Source organism: Mycoplasma testudineum (assembly GCF_002245785.1).
In the GTDB taxonomy this organism is placed as follows: domain Bacteria; phylum Bacillota_I; class Bacilli_A; order Mycoplasmatales; family Metamycoplasmataceae; genus Mycoplasmopsis_B; species Mycoplasmopsis_B testudinea.
The window spans coordinates 20,714-38,942 of record NZ_NNCE01000004.1 but is presented as its reverse complement, the minus strand read 5'-3'; the positions used below and the strand labels follow the sequence as shown (position 1 = coordinate 38,942).

Below are 18,229 nucleotides of genomic sequence, written 5' to 3'. Positions count from 1 at the left end.
TCCTTAAATATAAATAAACTAAAAATAATTTAAATTTGAATTTACATAACGTAAATACACTTCAAAACATATTAAATTTAGTTCAAATATATTTTAACATATCGATTTTTTATTGTTGTTGTTTGGACAATATGTGGAACAAAAATGGAAATAAATGAATATTTTTTTCATGATAATCTTGTATTTGAAAATTGATCTTATTGAGAATTAGAATTTTTTAAATTGATCTCTTATTAAATTATTTTAATAGAATTTTTTTTGGCAATTTACATTTTTTAAGTAGCTAAATTTTTCAATTTCAAAAAAAGCGTGATAATTTTAAATTTCAAATATTAAATTAACTTTTATCACTATATCAAAATCTTTTGGAACGATTGATTAAAAGAAAATGTTTGTAAAAATTTAAATAAATTTGTGGAAAATTTCCATATACAAATTTTAAAATATGTCTTTCATTTTCAAAATATATAAAATATATTTGATAGGTATTTGCATTCCTATCGATAAAAAAGGTAAATTATGAAAAGAAAAATTTTAATTATATCATCTTTAATATCTGGAGCAGTATTGGCAGGAATTGGAACTTCAGTCGCTGTCCCAGTAATTACAAGTTACAGTAATAATTTAAATATTCAAAATAATGTAAATTTTGAAAAAGCAAAAAACATTTATAATGATATGTTTATAAACAATTATGGCAATTCACAAGCTACTATTAATTCGAATTTCAACAAAGTTGCCGACAATAAAATAATTATAAATGCATCAAGAGAACAAGAAACAAAAATAATTGATTTTATGTCAAATATAATGGTGGCAAGTGAATCGAATGATTTTGGCATTGATAAATTTATCAATATTGCTAAGAGTATGAATTTAAATATTGATGAAAACGAAATCAGAAACTCTATAAATGAATATTCCGCTAACGAAAAGAGAGAAATCCCTATTCAATTAACTAATTCGGTGGAAATTGAGAAAAGTATATTATTTCGTTCTAAGGCTAAAGATCTAAATGATGCAAAATATGAAATTAATAAATTTATTGATGTCTTAGTAGGTGCGGTAGCAATATCATGAACAGTTGCGGCGGGTTATTGAGCTGCTGCGTGATTTTTTGGCTTATCAATTCCTGCTGCGGTCGCTGTAAGCGCGTTTGCAACAGGAGCAACTGCGGCACTAGTGGTGATAAAAAATGAATATAATAATTTACAGGACAATTTAAATAAGCTATTAGATAACGCAACAAAAATCACAAACACATCAATTGAATTATTGGAAGCTGTGAATGGACTATTGGGGATAGCAATTAGTCTTGGTCAAGCGTCAATTGGTCTACAACCTTTAGCGGCTGCAGCGGTTTGAGCACAACCTGCGTTAGTGGTTTTAATGGTTGCTTTAGGGACATTTACAATAACAATGGGACTATTCCAAGATAACATACATTCAATAATTAATAGTATTAACAAATAGAATTAAGAGCCAAGGTTTAAATTCATGAATATAAACAAAATAATTATTCCTTATTTAGTGTTTGCTTTTTTAATTATTGGTCTCTTTAATTTATTGTATGTTTTTTATTTCAGAAATAGAAATAGAACGAACAGACAAAATAGATTCCCAGTTGAGCCAAAAATTGTTGTTTCAAAAAGCTATTTTTACATAACTCCAACATATTTACATTGTCAATTTTTACTTCATTATTTTTGATCTTCCTATCTTGTTTACGGAGAGAGCTATGAAGTTGTTGACAAATTTATAATTCAAAATTCAGATAAAAACGAACAATTTTCTTTATTGGTTTATTCTCTTGTTAGTGTAGCTAGTTTTATTGTTTTAATTATGATAATAAATTACATCATCGGCTATTTAGATTACAAAAAATACCTTAATATACAAAACGCCATTCTTTCAGATCATCAACTGGTAAGCAAAGTAAAAAACTTTAGTGAACAAAAATTTGATCCAAACAATTTGAAAAGATCATGAACACTTTTTTGATTATTATCTAAATATAACAAATTTTTGCTTTACAGAAAAGATGTCTCCTTTAATAAAAAGTACATGAAATTAGGAAATTATGCATTTTGATTGAACACTTATTTAATATTTCGAAAAGATAATAAAGTTAAAAACACTTTAAACTATTTTATAGCAGAGGCAGCAAGAAATTTATTCTCATCACAACAAAAAAACTAAGCAAATTATAAATTTATGCAAATTTAAAATAAATAAGTTAATATTTTGGATATCAATTCAATTTAAAAATTTGTTAAAAATCACCACAATTATTAGGAGAACAAAATGACACAACTAGAAATAAGAAATGCATATTTATATCCTGTGATGATTCCGTATTTAATAATCGTTGCCCTGGTTCTTGCTATTTTCAATATGCTTTACTTTTTAGTTATCAAAAGAAATAATGCAGCCAATAGGCAATTACTGTTTCCGAGAAATATCACAATCGTAGTATCTAAATGGTGATTTATAAACTCTACTTTATTTTTTAATTGAGGTATAGGAATACTTTACGGTTTTTGTACATACTTAACATATATTTTTTTTATAAATCAAAATTTTGGTGAATTATCAAAATCGGACATTTATTTTCAATTAAAATTACTTTCATTTGGTTTTGCTGGTGCAAGTGGTTTTGTTGCGTTACTATTTATAATTAATTTTGTAATTGCTATAGTTCATTATAAAAAACATAAACCACTATTAAAAACAATATTGGCTGATTCAGATTTAATTAATAAAACTGTTTCATTCAGTAAATCCAAAGTTACCTATGGAAATATTTTTATTTCAAAACGAATATTCCAATTTTTAAAAAAATATAGATTATATTTATTTAAAAATGAGTTCCTAAAAATGATAAATGCATTTTTTAGAATTAAACCTCCAACTTTTCAGAAAAAATATTTGAGAATGGGAACATATATATTTTGATTAAACACTACATTGTTATTCATAAATGAAGAAAAAGCAAAAAAAACTTTACATTATTATGTCACAGAATTATGTAAAGATCTAATTAGATCAGAATCTGGTATTGTAGATTAATCAGAAAATTAAAAAAATTAACGGTTACTTCTATTATGACCGTTAATTTTTTTAGTTTCTCATTTTACTGGATAATTCCAATTAATTTGGTATTTATTCCTTGTCCAGAATACAGTTCTTTCATAGCTTGAGCATATGAAGTTTTTTGACCTTGAAAACCACCCATAATTATGTCGTAAGCTGGTGTAACATAACCATTATAGTTGGCATGTGTATAACCATTGCTCTTTAAAGCAAAAGCTAAATTACTTTCTGAACTAGAAGAACCAAGTGCATGTATAGCTACAATCTCATCATTTTCATTTGTGACTTTACTTCCACTTGAACCACCATCTAAACCACTATTAGAAAAAGAATACACTAAAGCTCATGGAGTATATGGTGTTCCTTTATATGATGTAGAAAAATAAGGTAATATTAACAATGCATCCCCAATACCTTTAGGCGAGTCTAATTCAAAGGTGTTATAAGATGTTACTGATTGTGTTAATTTATCACCTAGTTGGTAATTGTCAACAATAGAATCTAATTCACCTTGAGCTAAAGATGTATCATATTTTTTTAAACCGTCATTTCCTCCAAAAACACTCCTGTTAATTTCGGGTCTTCCGTTTGGGAATCCAGAAATATAGAAATTTACATTTTTGGCATTAGGATCAGATAAATACGGTGTTTGTAAGAATTTATTTTGTTCGCTTGGTGCTAAATTTGCATAATCACTTGTTGCTTCTTGAGCGGTTTCTGAATTAATAAATTCAACTTCTATAACAGCAAAATCAATCATCTCTTCATATAAAGATGGATTTCAATTTTTGGGACTATCAACTAAATAATCAACACCTGCGTAAACTGTTTTAGGAATCGATTTTAAAAGTGCAGGAGCACCGCCAACTAGTTGATTACTTGAATTGTAATTTCCTGTTACATATGATTTAGCTAAAGAATAATCACCAGCTTTAACTTCATCTTTATAAGTGTTTTTACCAATGTCTCATTTTGTCATTACAAATTCTTTTGTAAATAGAAGCCTTGCATTTTCATCTCCAGGATTTCTTAAATTATTAGCAACGTGCAAATTAGTAGCTATATATCATTTTGTTGGATATGTGCCATCATTTGGAATGATGTAATCCAAAATTCAACCTGTACCTAAAACCGTTGAATTTGAAGCAGCATTACCTTCATTTGATGTGTTCTCAAATCTTAAAGCAAAACTTGTTTTGAAGTTTTTGGCATAGTGTTCATTTGGAGCAAATCATTCTTGATTAGCTTCAGTAGTGCTCTGAGTTGGGAACCTTGGTCTGTCAGAATAACTTTGATAAACAGAAGGTCAAATTAATTTATTTTCAGAACTAATATCTGGATTTGGAATAGTTATTCTAAAACGTTCACTACTTGAATCTCAATTTCAAGTATTTAAATCTTTACCTGCATTAGGATATTCATCAAAATCGAAATCGTATGAACCAAATAAATGACCACAACTCGTTGCAGCTATTGCACTGATTGCTACTGTTGAAGTTGCAATTGTTCCTAAAGCAATTTTTTTAAATTTACGCATTATCCACCTCACTTAATTACCGATGGCAGGCCTGCTGGGTATATGGCAGTAGAATTATCATCAACAACAAATAAAGACATATAGTATGATTCATCAATTATGTTTAAAAAGCTCTTTATTCTTAATGAAAAAACAGTTTTGAAATTATTTACATTTTCAGGACTAAAAACGAATCTAGACCCTAATGGTTCAGAAGCATTTATGTTAATAGATTGACCAGCCGTTAATAAATATTTAAACGAATAAATGCTATTTAACAATCTTGCTTTAGCTTCATTGTCAGTAGATTTAATTAGTGTATTTATTTCTTCGTTAGTTAATTTTATACCATTAAAAATGTAGTAATCGCTTTGATATATAGTAAGTAAAGATTTAGCAGATTCAATTGTTAATGTAGGATCATAATTTTCTGGTAATTCAACACCTATGCTTTGCGCAGTAATATTTTTGAAATATTTCTGACTTAGACTATTATTTTTTAAAAATACTCTATACATAGTTTTATTATTGTTTGATGAATCTTTATAGTGAATGTAACCGAATTGCAATTCTGCTGCTGCATTATCAGCTAGGTTTGCTTCGCTTGTCATTGTATCATTGAAAAATTGAAAAGTAAAAATTGATTCAATCAAAGCTTTTCTATCTGAAACACTATCTGTTTGTGAATTAAAATTAACTAAAAGTTCAAATTTTTCTTTAGTAAGTTCAATTCTATTTTCAGAATTAAAAACATCTAAATTGGGTTCCATTTGAATTAGACCATGAACAATTTCAAAATTACCAAGTCTATAATCTGTAATACAAGAAACGCTTGAAACAGCTGTAATTGCAGTAGATATCGTTAATAAACTTGACAAAAATAATTTCTTTTTTAAACGCTTTTTCATGTGTTTATTATATATTTCATTCCGTTTTGTTTTAAATAATAAATTCATTAGTATAAGTTGTTTTTTCATAAGTGTTTTACGTAAAATCTATAATAAAAAAGAACAACTAAATGTTGCTCTAAAATTGTATTTTACCGGGCCGATTTTTCATAAGGTATTCCGGCAGCTTTAGGTGCTTTAGTATTTCTACTGAAAAATACAAGTAAAAATATTGAAATTATGTAAGGAATCATTAAGTAAATTGGTCCTGCAGTAGCTGAATTACTTGAAGCAGAATTTGCAAGTGAATAAATAATAGCAAATCCCATTGATACTACAACACTTCAGCTTATTTTTCATTGTGACATGATCATAATTGCTAAAGCTAAGAAACCAAATCCTCTAACTCCACCACTAAAAGTTGAAATTCCAAATAATTGAATTGCAATTGAACCTGCAATACCAGCAAGGAATCCACTTATAAGGACTCCCTGTCATTTATATGAATTAACATTTATACCAGCAACATCAGCTGCTTGAGGATTTTCTCCGATTGATTTAAATCTTAAACCTCATTTAGTTTTTGTTAAAACAAATCATGAAGCAATTGCAATAATTACAAATAAGAATAATTTTAAACTAACTAAATTCCCAAAATCCGAACCAGTAGATGAAACAACTAATGCTAATTCAACTAATCCAGTTGTTCCGAAAGTTTTAGGTGTTAAAGTAGTACTTACTAATGTTGGAACTGTTATTAAAATAATTCAAGCAAATCCAGTTGCTAATAAATTAATCGCTATACCACTAATAATATGATTACCTTTTAGTTTTATTGTTATAAGGCCGTGGATGCTTGATAAAATTGCGGTTAAAATAGCAGCTAAAAAGAGCAGCGGCAATTGCATAAATATCATTCCTGATAAATTATTGGTGCCTACTTCAAAATTGACTATCATGGCAAGCATACCATAAATTGTTGCTCCAAAAACCATCATTCCGTCAATACCAATATTTAAGATTCCGACTCTTTCACTAAATATTCCAGAAATAGATGCTATTCCTAAAACAGTGACAATTGCAAACGCGAAAACAAAAATTTGACTAATCATTATTTCACCAACCTTGCTTCGTTACCCAATTTAGAAAGTTGTTCTAATTCGGCATTTCATCAGTTTTTATATTCAGCTTTTGTTTCATTTTTAGCGAATCAAACATTTCATTTTTTGGCATTTTTTAATCACGCTTTATTGTGAGCATGTAACATGTTATCTTTGTGTGAATTAATTAATGATCTAACTAATTTTCGTTTTGTTTTCATTTCGGTTTTTAAATCTTTTAGATCATTAGCTCCTAGATTATCTAGTTCTAAATTTAGCTTTTTAATTATTTGTCCAAATTTTTCTAAATTGTCAATTTTTTCTTCTTTTGATACTTTAGATGAAGATGATACATATTTATCGTGAGCTTCTTTTTTGTGTTTTTGAATAACTGAAATTTGTTCGCTATTAAGTTTAAGTTTTTCTTGAATCATTAATTTGTTTTTCTTGTATCTTAATTTATAAAACATTTTTAGAATTTTAATTTTTTGACCAAAGCCAATATCTGCTTTATCTAAATTTTTCATAAACGTGTGTTCATCTACATCAAGATAAGAATCTAATTTTTTAACAATTTTTAAATATTTTTCTTGAGAATTTTTCTTAGTTCAAGCCCCGTATTTATACTTGACATATTCTTTATGAATTCAATAATATGGTCTAATATTTCCAAAAACAACAGCAATAGCAATGAAGAACATCAAGAAACCTACAAGAACAAAGTAATATTCTGAAGGGGATGTTCCAACATTTCTAACCAAAATGTTTTGAACACCCACTTCAAAAAATGCATATAGAACTGAACTAAAAATTATCCCAATTGGATTGTTATAAGCAATTAATGCAACAGATATAGAGTTAAACCCAGTAATTAATGGTGAACCATCAAAGGTAAATAAATATTTATAGAAAAGGAAATAATAGAAACCAGCTACTCCTGCTAAAAATCCTGAAATGGCAAATAATGAAATAGTCATCATTTTTTCATTTGTCCCACCATATTTAGCAGCATTTGGATTTATTCCTAACATTTTAATTTTGTAACCAGTAGCAGTAAATCTAAGTACAAAGAAAAATAGTATTGCACAAATTAAAGCTGTACTTAAAAGTAATGCAAGTGCTGATGAAGAATTTGTAAATAAAGTTACTGAATTATCTACTCCCATTATGTTAGTAATTTGAACTGTGGATACTCCAGATGTAGCAGTAAACAATGTATTACCTTCAGGGCTTGTTGCATTTCTAAAAAGATATTGAGAAAAGTAGTAAATAATTCAGTTAAACATAATTGTCGAAACAACTTCATGGACTTTAAAAAATATTTTAAGCGCTGCAGAAGTGGCAGCAATTAATGAAGCAGCTAATGTACTTACAATGAAAGCCACAACAATTGTTCCGCCAGATGTATTTGCACCTGTAGAAGTTATAATAACAAATGTTAATGCTCCAGAAATCATCATTTGTCCTGGCACACCTATGTTAAACAAGCCTGCCTTAAAACCAATTGCAATGGCTAAACTTGCAAAAATATAAATTGCAATTAATTTTATAAAATTGTCTCTAAAAATATTTAGGGAGTTGTCAATAAGTCTTTCTATGATTGCATCTACACTAAATTCACTTAATGAAATAATTATAAGTGTAGCTACAATTCCTAAAACAATAGCTATTAATGAATTGACAATTTTTCTTGAAGCTGATTTATTTTCAAAACTAAAAATGTGAGTCGAAACTTTATTGACAATATTGTAAAAACTCTTGCCAGTTTTTTGAGAAACTTGGTTATTTTCAGTCATTATTTAGCCCCCGCCATCATTAATCCTATTTCAGTTCTATTTACTTGCGAAATAGGAATTTTTTTACTTAATTTACCTTCATGTATTACGGCAACATTATCAGCTAAAGCTAAGACTTCATCTAGTTCGTAACTAATTAACAAAATAGCTTTATTTTTTGCTTTTTCTTCAAGTATGTAATTGTGAATATTGTTTATAGCTCCAACATCTAAACCTCTTGTTGGTTGAACAACAACAATAAATTGATGTTCATCTAATATTTCTCTACCTACAATTGCTTTTTGTTGATTTCCCCCAGAAAGTGAGCGAGCCATTGAAACACCACTTCTAGCTCCTCTGACATCAAATTTAGATTCAATTTGTTTGAAAAAATCACTTACGTTTTTCTTTAAAATGATTCCAAATTTAACAGTATCTGGATTTGATAGTTTTCTAATAACTGAATTATCTCGGATATTAAAATCTAAAACCAATCCATATTTATGTCTATCTCCAGGTATGTAACTTAGGCCGTATTTTTTTCTTTTACTTACTGATAATTGAGAAATGTCAATCATTCCATCTTTAAGAGATGTGTGCGTTTTAGGTCTTGAAAAATGTCCCTTTGAAAGTTTTTTTGTTGATTTTAAAATTGAGTATCTTGTTTTTGATCCATCATGGTTTTTTCTAAAAAAATCTAGAACAAAATTTTTATAATCTCGCGATAGTCAAAAGTTCATAAATTCAAGTATTTCATACATTTTTTTATTAAAAGCTGATTTTTCTCTTTTAATGACCTTTTTAGCAACTTCATTATCTTTAGAATAAGAATAATAATCTTTAAATGAAATTCTTCCAGTAGTAGGTTTAATTAAACCTCCTGCAAGAAATTCTAATTCTTCTTGACCATTTCCTTCAACGCCAGCTATAGCTAATATTTCTCCAGCTTTAATTTCAAAATTTAAATTAGTCAATTCCTTATTGCCTTTTGCAAAAACATTTTCGAATTCAACAATTGTTGGATTCTTTTCAAATAAAATTGATGAATTGTTTTTAGGTAATACAACTTTTTCGCCAACCATAGCAGCCGACATATCTTCAGGATTTACTGATTCTAATGAATCAAACGTTTGTATTACTTTACCATGTCTAATTACTGTAGCTCGGTCAGAAACTTCTTTGACTTCATTTAATTTATGACTAATAAATAAAATTGTTTTACCAGCATCTCTAAATGTTTTAATTGTTTCTAGTAAGCCGGTAATTTCTTGGGGCGTCAAAACAGCAGTAGGTTCATCTAAAATTAAAATATCAGCATCTCGATAAAGCATTTTCATTATTTCAACTTTTTGTTGTGTAGCAACTGTTGCTGATCCAGTTTTTTGGTTTAAATCAAAATGTAAATTATATTTATTTTGAATTGCTTTTATCTTATCTGCTGCTGATTTAGTTGTTAAAATTCCACCAGCTAATGTTGTTTCATTTCCAAGAATTATGTTTTGCAAATTTGTGTAATTGTCTATCAATTTAAAATGTTGGTGAACCATGGCAATACCTAAATCATTTGCTTGATTTGGGCCTTTAATTGCAGTTGGATTTCCGTTGATTAAAATTTCTCCACTTGTTGGAGAATACAAACCAAATAAAATTGACATTAGTGTTGATTTTCCAGCACCATTTTCACCAATTAATGAATGAACAGTTCCTTTTTCAACAGCAAAAGAAATATTATCATTTGCTTTAATTCCAGGGAATTCTTTAGTTAAATGTTTGAATTCAATTGCGTAATTTTTCATATTAGCATACCCCTATAAATTTATATTTACAATTATAAATAAAAAACGTGACTATGAATCACGAATTTTAATATTAAAAGATTTTTAAAACTTTTTATTTTTAAAAGTTAGCCTTAATAAAATCTACGTAGAAGAATACTTCTTCAGCAGTACCTTTTTGTGCATAAGTAATACCACCAGAAGCTGCTGCATCAGCAAGGAATTTAGCTCTACCGGCATCTAAAGCTGCTTGAGCAACTTGGTCAGCTGCTGAAGGTAAATAAGTTTTGGTTACTCCAACGAAGTCTCTAGAAACTCCTTCTTTAAGAGCACCGTTTGTTGTGCCATCAACAAATCCAGAAATTTTAATTAGTTCATCAGTATAAAAACCTACAGCTAAAGGAGCCAATACTTGGTAAAGTGAAAGTCCAATATTTTTAGTTACAGATGAGAAAAATAAGTTTCTACTTGCTGCAAATGAAAGAGATTGATCGGCATCAACACCAATAACTTTAGCTTCTGAGTTGTTTGCAGTAATTGTTTCAATTACTGTCCCAGTAAACGGACCTGATACAGAGAAAATAAGTTGTGGTTTTGAAGCTGCGTTTACAACACCTCTTACTTTTGTACTATTTTCTTGAACACTTGGATTGAACCCAGTATCTAATCGAACACCTTTTGCATATCATGTAGATTTTAGAGTTGGATTTTCACTATTTCATTTAGCTGCACCCGCTAAATAACCATCAATAAAGTCAGTTACTCCAGGGAATTCGGCTCCCCCGAAAGTTGCTAAAACTCTTTTTGAAGCATCACTAGGGTATGTTTCTGCTAAATATTTTCCTGAAGCATATCCGGCAATATAGCCTGCTTCTTGAGTTTTATAATTAAGTGTAATTATACGGCCAGGAGCAACAGCAGGATCTGCAGATCAATCAATTCCTATAACAGTGATTTTTGCAGCATCAAAAGATGCTTTATTGCTAGCGATTTTATATCAATTTGCAAATGCTGAACCGTGTTGGAATCCTGATAGAACTCAAATATTTTCACCGTTTTTTAATCCAGCTGTATATGTATTACCTAATGATGTATCATCTGATGCAGGTTCATCATGCGGAGTCACTGATATTTTTGCATCTGGATTAAGTTCAACAATTTTGTTATTTAACAAAACAGCAGCTTCATATGATGATTGATTAAATGATTTATCAGTAACTGCTCCACCTGCTGTAAAAATTCCAATATGGAATGTTTTTAGATTTGCAATATTATCAGTAAGAACTTTGTTAGCAGCTGTTTCAATGGTTGAACCAGTAATACCAGTAATTGTTTCAGTTAAGTTTATTATTTGCGCTCTGTCGGTTTTGCCTTGACCACAACTTATTGCTGCAATTGCAACACCAGCCATTGCCATAGGAGCTACTCCAATAAGTAGCATTTTTTTGAATTTAATTTTCATATTCACCTTCCAAAATTAATTTTCTATTTAGTTGTCTAATTTGAGATCATTTGTCAAAATAGCCAAATTAATCTACAAGTGTTTCAACATAAATATTTTAACTTATTTTAAAATTTAAATTTATGGATTTTTGAAATGTGCAAATTTTGTGGAAATTTGTTATTGTTAAAATAAAGCGAAATTCCAAGTTTATTTTGAATTCAAATTTATTGTATATTGCTTAATTTATTAATCATTAACGGTAATTCAGTTTCAATATCAATTAAAGTTGCACCGCTTGCCTTTGCGTGCCCGCCACCTCTAAATTCAGCTGCAATTTCATGCAATTCAGGTCCGGTAGAACGCATTCTCACTCTTCATGATTTATCTTCTTGTTCAACTAAAAATAATCAGATGGTGTAATCTTCAATGTTTGCTAAAACGTTATTGTAACTAGCAATTTCAGTTTCGCTCATTTGAAATTTTTCTTGTAATTCTCTTGAAGCTTTGAATACTAAAATTTTATTATGCACTTCAAAATTTGAAAGCACATACCCAGAAAATTGAATACCTTTTAAAGTCTTTTTATAAAGATTTAAATACAAATTGTTTACATCAAAATCAAATTGCAATAATCAAGATCCGTAGGTTTGTGTCATTTGACGTGCGCCGGAATATTGATATCTATTACTATCAGTCATAATTGCAAGATATGTTTTTAATGCTGCTTCTGAATCCATTTTCAATTTTTGTTCATAAGCAAATTGGGCAACCATTTCTCCAGCTGCTGCTGCATCTGGATCTACTCATGAATATTTATAAATTTCATTTTCCTTAACTTCGTGGTGATCAATTCTTGCTCTTGCATTAAATTTATCAGACATAAATAGTTCTTGATTTTCAATTCGATCTGGTTGGCTTACATCAACTACAATAGCCAAAGAATTAGTGAAATCAATTGATTCAATAGGATCAAAATGTCATTGTAAGAAATGAAAATTTTCATAATTTGAACCAACAACATAAACTTTCTTATTTGGTCAATTTAGTCTTATCATTTGTGCTAATCCCGCTTGAGAACCTAAACAATCACCGTCCGGTCTAGTATGATGAAAAACAACTATATTGTCGTGTTTTTTAATTGCTTCAAAAATTATTTTGCTATTTCCGATTATTCTATTATTCATATTTTTCTCCTTTAATATACATGTAAAGATCATATATCTGGTTTACATCTAAATTTTGTGCTCTTACATTTTCAGATAAATTTAAATCTTGACAAAATTGGCTAAATAAAGATTGACTCATTAAATCTTTTACGTTATTTCAAAGAGTCTTTCTTCTTTGCCGAAAAATGTTTTTAACAAATTCCAAAACATCTTTTATGTCAAAATCTAAATCTAATTCAAGTTTGTTTAATTGTATTACCATTGAATCAACTTTTGGACTTGGATTGAAATGTTTAGCACTAACATTTGTTATTAATTCAACATCGTATAACATTTGTAAGGAAACAGACAATTTAGAATACTCGCTTTGCCCAGGAAGCGCCAATATTCTTTGTCCCACTTCTTTTTGAACCATGATTGTAATCTGATCAAACTTTTCATAATTGTCAATCAGTTTAAAAATAATGTCACTTGTGATGTAATAAGGTAAATTTGCAACAACTACTCACAACCCTTCTAGTTGTGATAAATCAGCTTCTAAAAAATCTTGATTAATTAATTTGAAATTATCTGCTTGTATTGATAAATTCAAAACATTAATCATATCAGGGTCAATTTCGTATGCAATTACTTTTTTAGCTGATTTAACTAATTCTTTTGTAATTGCACCTTTGCCAGGTCCTATTTCTAAAACATTATTGTTTTCAATATTAGCTGATTCAACAATTTTGTTTATGTGCTTTTGGCTAACCAAAAAGTTTTGTCCCCATTTCTTTTTTGCCATTAGATGTTGAAAACCTTTTTAATATTTCTTCTAATAATTTTAACTACTTCTTCAACTTCCAGTTCCTTTACTTCAGCTATTTTAGCTACTACGTGTTCAACGTATGGACTTGTATTAGTTTTTCCTCTAAAAGGATTAGGTGTTAAATATGGCGAATCTGTTTCACTAAATATTTTTTCAATAGGTATTAATTGTAATGATTCGCGGTTTGCAAAAGCGTTTTTGAATGTAATAATTCCTGAAAAAGAAAAATATAAATCCATTTTTAGTTTTAGTAATTGTTTTGTAATTTCAGCATCTCCACTATAAGTGTGGAAAATATAAGTTAAGTTTTTAAATTCATTTTTAGTAATTATTTCTATAACTTCATTAAATGCATCTCGAACATGCAAAATTACTGGTATATTTCATTTTTTAGCAATCAATAATTGTGCTTTGAAAATTTCCTGTTGCTTTTCTAATGCTGGATTATCATCGTAATATAAATCGATTCCGACTTCTCCAATAGCAACAATTGAATCATCCATTGCTTTATTTAATTCTGATATAGCATTTTCTTCTTCAGCATTTGCAGGATGAATTCCCAAAACGGGATAAACTTGTTTAGGGAATTCTTTGCAAGCTATTTTAATTTCTTCAAAATCTGAAACTTCCGTACCTACAAAAAAAATTAATTCTAGTTTTTGTGTTTCAAATCATTTTCTTATTTCTGAAATTGGGTCATCCCAATATTCTTTTAAGGGATGGGAATGAATATCTGTGTATTTAATCATTATTTAATTATATGCTAAGGCTGATGTCAACTGGTCCTTTTATAATAAAAAAGCTGGCAGGCCAGCTTTTCGATACTAATCTTAAGTGTCTTTTTTATTTGTTCACTTTAGTTCTTGTTCAAATTCAAAAACATTGTTTCTTGTTGTTGCTAGGAAATAACCTGGATTAGGTTCTCCACGTAATTTGTATATATTGCGAACTGCATTATATCTTTCTTCAATTGTATTGCCACTAACTTCATTGAAAAAACCTTTTCTTTGTTGCTGTGCATAAATAAATGAATAGCCCATTGGGATATATGTGTAATATTCAATGCTGTTTGGGTTAAATTGAGAATTAGTTAAAATTCCACTAGCATTTGGAAATGTAAGACCAGCCTTTACAATTTCATTAGAATAATTGTATGCAAATCCAGTTGAACCGTCTTTGTCATAAAATACTTCTCCAACGATTCTTTCAAACGATCTAGAACCGTCCGTTACAATTCTGACTGCATTTCCAACTGGTATTTGACTTAAGCCAAAATCGCTTGACATGTTAGCAAATCTAAATTCAATTTCTCCAGACTGCGTTCCTTGAACATTTTTTTCTGGTGTATCTATACTAGAAATTCTAACACTGTATTCTTTACCGTTTCGTAACACCATTGAATTATCGGTTTCACTTGTTACAACGAATCTAAATGTATCTCCATCTGCTCATCTGACAATTGTTCCATCATAATATTTACCTTCAAATTTAGACCAATCTACAGGTTTTATAACTGTTTTTGATTCATCAATTGTGCTGTCGCCCCGTGTATCGTTATTGCATGAAATAGCAGCAATCGGAAATATAAGTGATGTTGATAGTAACCCTACTGTTAAAAAGAGTTTTTTCACTTTTATCCTTGTTTAAACTGTATTCTAAATGATTCTAAAAATTTATCAAATTCTTGTATACCACCAGCTTTTGCATTAGAAATTGTTGTTTCTAAATCATTTCGGAATCTATCGCTTAAAGCGTCAATTGATTCACTAAAAATTCTGTATGATACTCCATTATTTTCTACGGCTTTTTTGAATGCTTCGAATGTTGCTTTAACATAAGGGTTTTGTCTTTCCATTAAAGACTGAACTGTACTGCTTGTTGTAAATCCTTTATAAGGAATAACATATGAGGCCGCTTGTAAAAAGTATTCTTGCGGACTTGCCTCAATGTCTCTTTGATTAATTGTTCAAGTATATTTATTTGATGAAGCTAATCACTTCAAGAATTTTCTTGTAGCTGCGTTACCAATTTCGTTTGAGTGAATTCCGATAACGGAAGGACCTTGTTGATAAACTAATCCTACCTTATTACCTTCTTGGAATTTTGAAGGAGCCATTAATGTTATTAATTCTTCTTCTTGTAATGTTGTGCTTGCTCCATCAACTAGTGAAAATTTAGAACTATCTAAATAATATAATATTTTTTCAGTTGATTCATTTTTAACTGTACGGTCGTGAACTAGACCTACTTTTTCAAATTGTCCAGCCATTTTAGTTTCAAAAGCACTAGTATCTGTAGTTGGTATAACAATGAAAACAGATTTAGCAGCAGTTGATTTTGCTAAAACTTCTTTAATTTTTGCATCAACTTCTGCACCACTTGATATTAAATAATAACCTGTTTTTCTTCCATCATATGTAACACTTTTATCTTCAGCAACAGCAGTAGTTGAACTAAATAGTGGGTTGTTATGTTGGTTTGTAACTCTTAAAGTTGCCAATAATTGTTTTTGTGTTGTATCTGCTGGGGCAGTTGTAGAACCAGTAGATGCAGAATTAACAGTGAAACTATTGAAGTAACCTGGTACACCATATTTAGTAATTAGTGTTGATGGAGTTAATTTGTCTTCAGAAGCAACAAAATATAAATTTGTTTTAATATTACCTGAAGCAGTAGTAACAGGACCGATTAGACTTACATTTTCCATTTTTAGAACTGTATCTTTTTTAGAAGTATCTATTGTAGATTCAATAATGAAAAATCCTTTTGTAGAAATTTTTTCTTTCAGTGCACTTACACCTTCAGCAGTTGTAAATTGAGTTCCATTTCTATCTTTTGTACCGTCTTTATCTGTTCAAAGGTTTTTGAAAGTTCTTAAAGCATAAGCTTTGATTTTGTTATTTGCTTCTAGAGTAATGAATTTTTCGATTTTATATTTTTCATACAGTGTATCACTTGGAACTTTGTTTTCTGAAACTACGAAATAACCTTTTTTAGTTACCGCTTTACCTGTACTATCTTGATAAAAATCACCAAGCTCAGTAACTCCAGTTTCATTTTTGAATTCTTCTAATTTATCTGTCGCAATATCTGTTTCAAATACAATGAACCCACTTGTTGATTGCTTTTCAGTTACTTTAGCATCAGTATCTGTATTAGCTGATTGTAAATAAAATCTTTGTTTGTCAACGGTGAAATCAGTTGCTCTTTCTTTTGTACTTGGATAGTAATTATTGACATGACCATTGTAAGTAATTGAATTATAATCACCGCCACTTGAATTAGCTGATGTCGATGTGTTTGCGGTCGCTGGAAGAGTAATTGGTAATAATTCTGTAGTTGTATAACTTACGGTTTTATCACCTACATTGAATCTATAGAAAAATGAACCTTCAACAAAGTTAAATTTATAACCAGCAGTTGAACCTAATGAAAGTGCTAATTTGTGTTCCTTAAAAATATTTGAACCATAGTCACCTGATTTACCACCTATTCAAATTGCACCACTGTTAATTCCTGGACGTAAAACTTCTTCATAAAATTTCTTAAATTTAGCGTACTGAGTTGAAGAAGTGTCAAACACATTATTATAATTTATGAATCCTAAACTACTGTTTTCTCGATCAAGCAAGAAACCAGCTTCTTCAGCATTATTATCTGCATATAAGTACATTGAAATAAAATTCATTAATGAATCAATTCCGATAACCCCACGTTGATTTGTTCTATTTTTTTGTCCATCTTTAGCGTTTGAAAATGAATTTACTACTTTTGAACCAAAATCTACAAGATCTTTTGCATTGTCAAACATTGCTTTAGTAAATACGTAGTTACTTCAAATTCCTTTATCAGCTTCTTCAATACTTCCTCAAGCACCACCTGTTGCATCTGCTTGTCCATCTCTAATGAATTTAAATTGCGTTTCATCTGTATTTCTAACAGTTAAAATTGTTGATTCAAATCATGCTTTATCTTCTGCTTTAATTGTTGCTCCAGCTTTTAGTGCCTCTGTAATAAAATAAGCAAAAAGCGGCCCGTTAATTCCTGAAACAACTGAACTAACTCCAAAAGGTAAAATGTTAACATTTTTTGCGTCAACTCCACCAACAGCATTACCTGTTGTAAAAGCTGTTTCATAGTTGCCTAATAAAGTTTGTCCGTTGTCTTCTAAAGGAAGATTCATACCATATGTTGCAAGTTGGGCAACCAATCCCGGATAGTTAAGAATGATGTTGTATAAATTAGTTGTGTCTTTACCTGCTACTTTTTGTAAAGTCGTTCTTGCTCCTCCACTATATCCATCTGTTAGTGAAATGTATTCAACTGGTAAAAAGTTTTCGTTATCATTAGCTAGTTCCCCTCCAGCTTGATACAAAGAATTATACTTTTTAATAATTTCGTTAATTGCTCTTTCTTGTAGACCGTTAACTGAAAAAGTTGACGCTAATCTAACAGTTTTTGTGTTTGCCTGGTCAAATTTTGATGTTGTGCTCCCACAAGCTACTGCAAATGCTGCAGTACCTGCTGCCACTGTCGATAGAGCTGCAATGGCTAAAATTTTTCTTTTACTTTTTTTGATCATGATTATATTTTAATGCCCGAAGTACAAAAACATTAAATAATTAAAAAAATGTAGAAATAATTCCACATTTTCGTTCCATATTA

At 29.4% G+C, this 18,229-nt stretch carries 14 protein-coding genes; 3 read left to right on the top strand and 11 right to left on the bottom strand.

The window, feature by feature from the left end; translation table 4 throughout:
- Positions 1–519 precede the first annotated feature (519 nt).
- The 3 genes from CG473_RS02255 to CG473_RS02245 all read left to right on the top strand — a co-directional run bounded on the left by CG473_RS02255 (position 520) and on the right by CG473_RS02245 (position 3,069).
- Positions 520–1,473, top strand: coding sequence for a hypothetical protein (locus CG473_RS02255; protein WP_094254693.1), 954 nt, complete (start codon positions 520–522; stop codon positions 1,471–1,473).
- A 24-nt stretch (positions 1,474–1,497) separates the two neighbouring features.
- The gene (locus CG473_RS02250; RefSeq protein ID WP_094254692.1) at positions 1,498–2,199 is read left to right on the top strand and encodes a hypothetical protein; all 702 of its coding nucleotides are present in this window, start codon (positions 1,498–1,500) and stop codon (positions 2,197–2,199) included.
- A gap of 105 nt (positions 2,200–2,304) precedes the next feature.
- Positions 2,305–3,069: a hypothetical protein gene (locus CG473_RS02245; protein WP_094254691.1), complete on the top strand. Its 765-nt coding sequence runs from the start codon at positions 2,305–2,307 to the stop codon at positions 3,067–3,069.
- Between the two features lie 64 nt (positions 3,070–3,133).
- On the opposite strand, the gene CG473_RS02240 is transcribed toward CG473_RS02245, so the two are convergent.
- The 11 genes from CG473_RS02240 to CG473_RS02190 form a co-directional block, all read right to left on the bottom strand.
- Positions 3,134–4,630, bottom strand: a complete 1,497-nt coding sequence (locus CG473_RS02240; RefSeq protein ID WP_094254690.1) for an MIP family Ig-specific serine endopeptidase — start codon at positions 4,628–4,630, stop codon at positions 3,134–3,136.
- Positions 4,630–5,517, bottom strand: coding sequence for a hypothetical protein (locus CG473_RS02235; RefSeq protein WP_094254689.1), 888 nt, complete (start codon positions 5,515–5,517; stop codon positions 4,630–4,632). Before CG473_RS02235 ends, CG473_RS02240 begins: the two co-directional genes overlap by 1 nt.
- Positions 5,518–5,648: 131 nt before the next feature.
- On the bottom strand, positions 5,649–6,608 hold the full coding sequence (locus tag CG473_RS02230) for an ABC transporter permease (protein WP_094254688.1): 960 nt from the start codon (positions 6,606–6,608) through the stop codon (positions 5,649–5,651).
- Complete coding sequence (locus tag CG473_RS02225; protein ID WP_094254687.1) at positions 6,608–8,392, bottom strand: ABC transporter permease; 1,785 nt, start codon at positions 8,390–8,392, stop codon at positions 6,608–6,610. Before CG473_RS02225 ends, CG473_RS02230 begins: the two co-directional genes overlap by 1 nt.
- On the bottom strand, positions 8,392–10,167 hold the full coding sequence (locus CG473_RS02220; protein WP_094254686.1) for an ABC transporter ATP-binding protein: 1,776 nt from the start codon (positions 10,165–10,167) through the stop codon (positions 8,392–8,394). The genes CG473_RS02225 and CG473_RS02220 overlap by 1 nt, the downstream gene beginning before the upstream one ends.
- A 100-nt stretch (positions 10,168–10,267) precedes the next feature.
- Complete coding sequence (locus CG473_RS02215; protein WP_094254685.1) at positions 10,268–11,608, bottom strand: BMP family ABC transporter substrate-binding protein; 1,341 nt, start codon at positions 11,606–11,608, stop codon at positions 10,268–10,270.
- A gap of 206 nt (positions 11,609–11,814) precedes the next feature.
- The gene (locus tag CG473_RS02210; RefSeq protein WP_094254684.1) at positions 11,815–12,774 is read right to left on the bottom strand and encodes a DHH family phosphoesterase; all 960 of its coding nucleotides are present in this window, start codon (positions 12,772–12,774) and stop codon (positions 11,815–11,817) included.
- Complete coding sequence (gene rsmA, locus CG473_RS02205) at positions 12,767–13,540, bottom strand: 16S rRNA (adenine(1518)-N(6)/adenine(1519)-N(6))-dimethyltransferase RsmA (RefSeq protein WP_094254683.1); 774 nt, start codon at positions 13,538–13,540, stop codon at positions 12,767–12,769. The genes CG473_RS02210 and rsmA overlap by 8 nt, the downstream gene beginning before the upstream one ends.
- Positions 13,540–14,313, bottom strand: coding sequence for a TatD family hydrolase (locus CG473_RS02200; RefSeq protein WP_094254682.1), 774 nt, complete (start codon positions 14,311–14,313; stop codon positions 13,540–13,542). Before CG473_RS02200 ends, rsmA begins: the two co-directional genes overlap by 1 nt.
- A gap of 81 nt (positions 14,314–14,394) precedes the next feature.
- Positions 14,395–15,195: a hypothetical protein gene (locus CG473_RS02195; RefSeq protein WP_094254681.1), complete on the bottom strand. Its 801-nt coding sequence runs from the start codon at positions 15,193–15,195 to the stop codon at positions 14,395–14,397.
- A gap of 2 nt (positions 15,196–15,197) precedes the next feature.
- A complete protein-coding gene (locus CG473_RS02190) occupies positions 15,198–18,146 on the bottom strand; it encodes a P68 family surface lipoprotein (RefSeq protein WP_094254680.1) in 2,949 nt (982 codons plus the stop codon).
- Between the last annotated feature and the right edge of the window lie 83 nt (positions 18,147–18,229).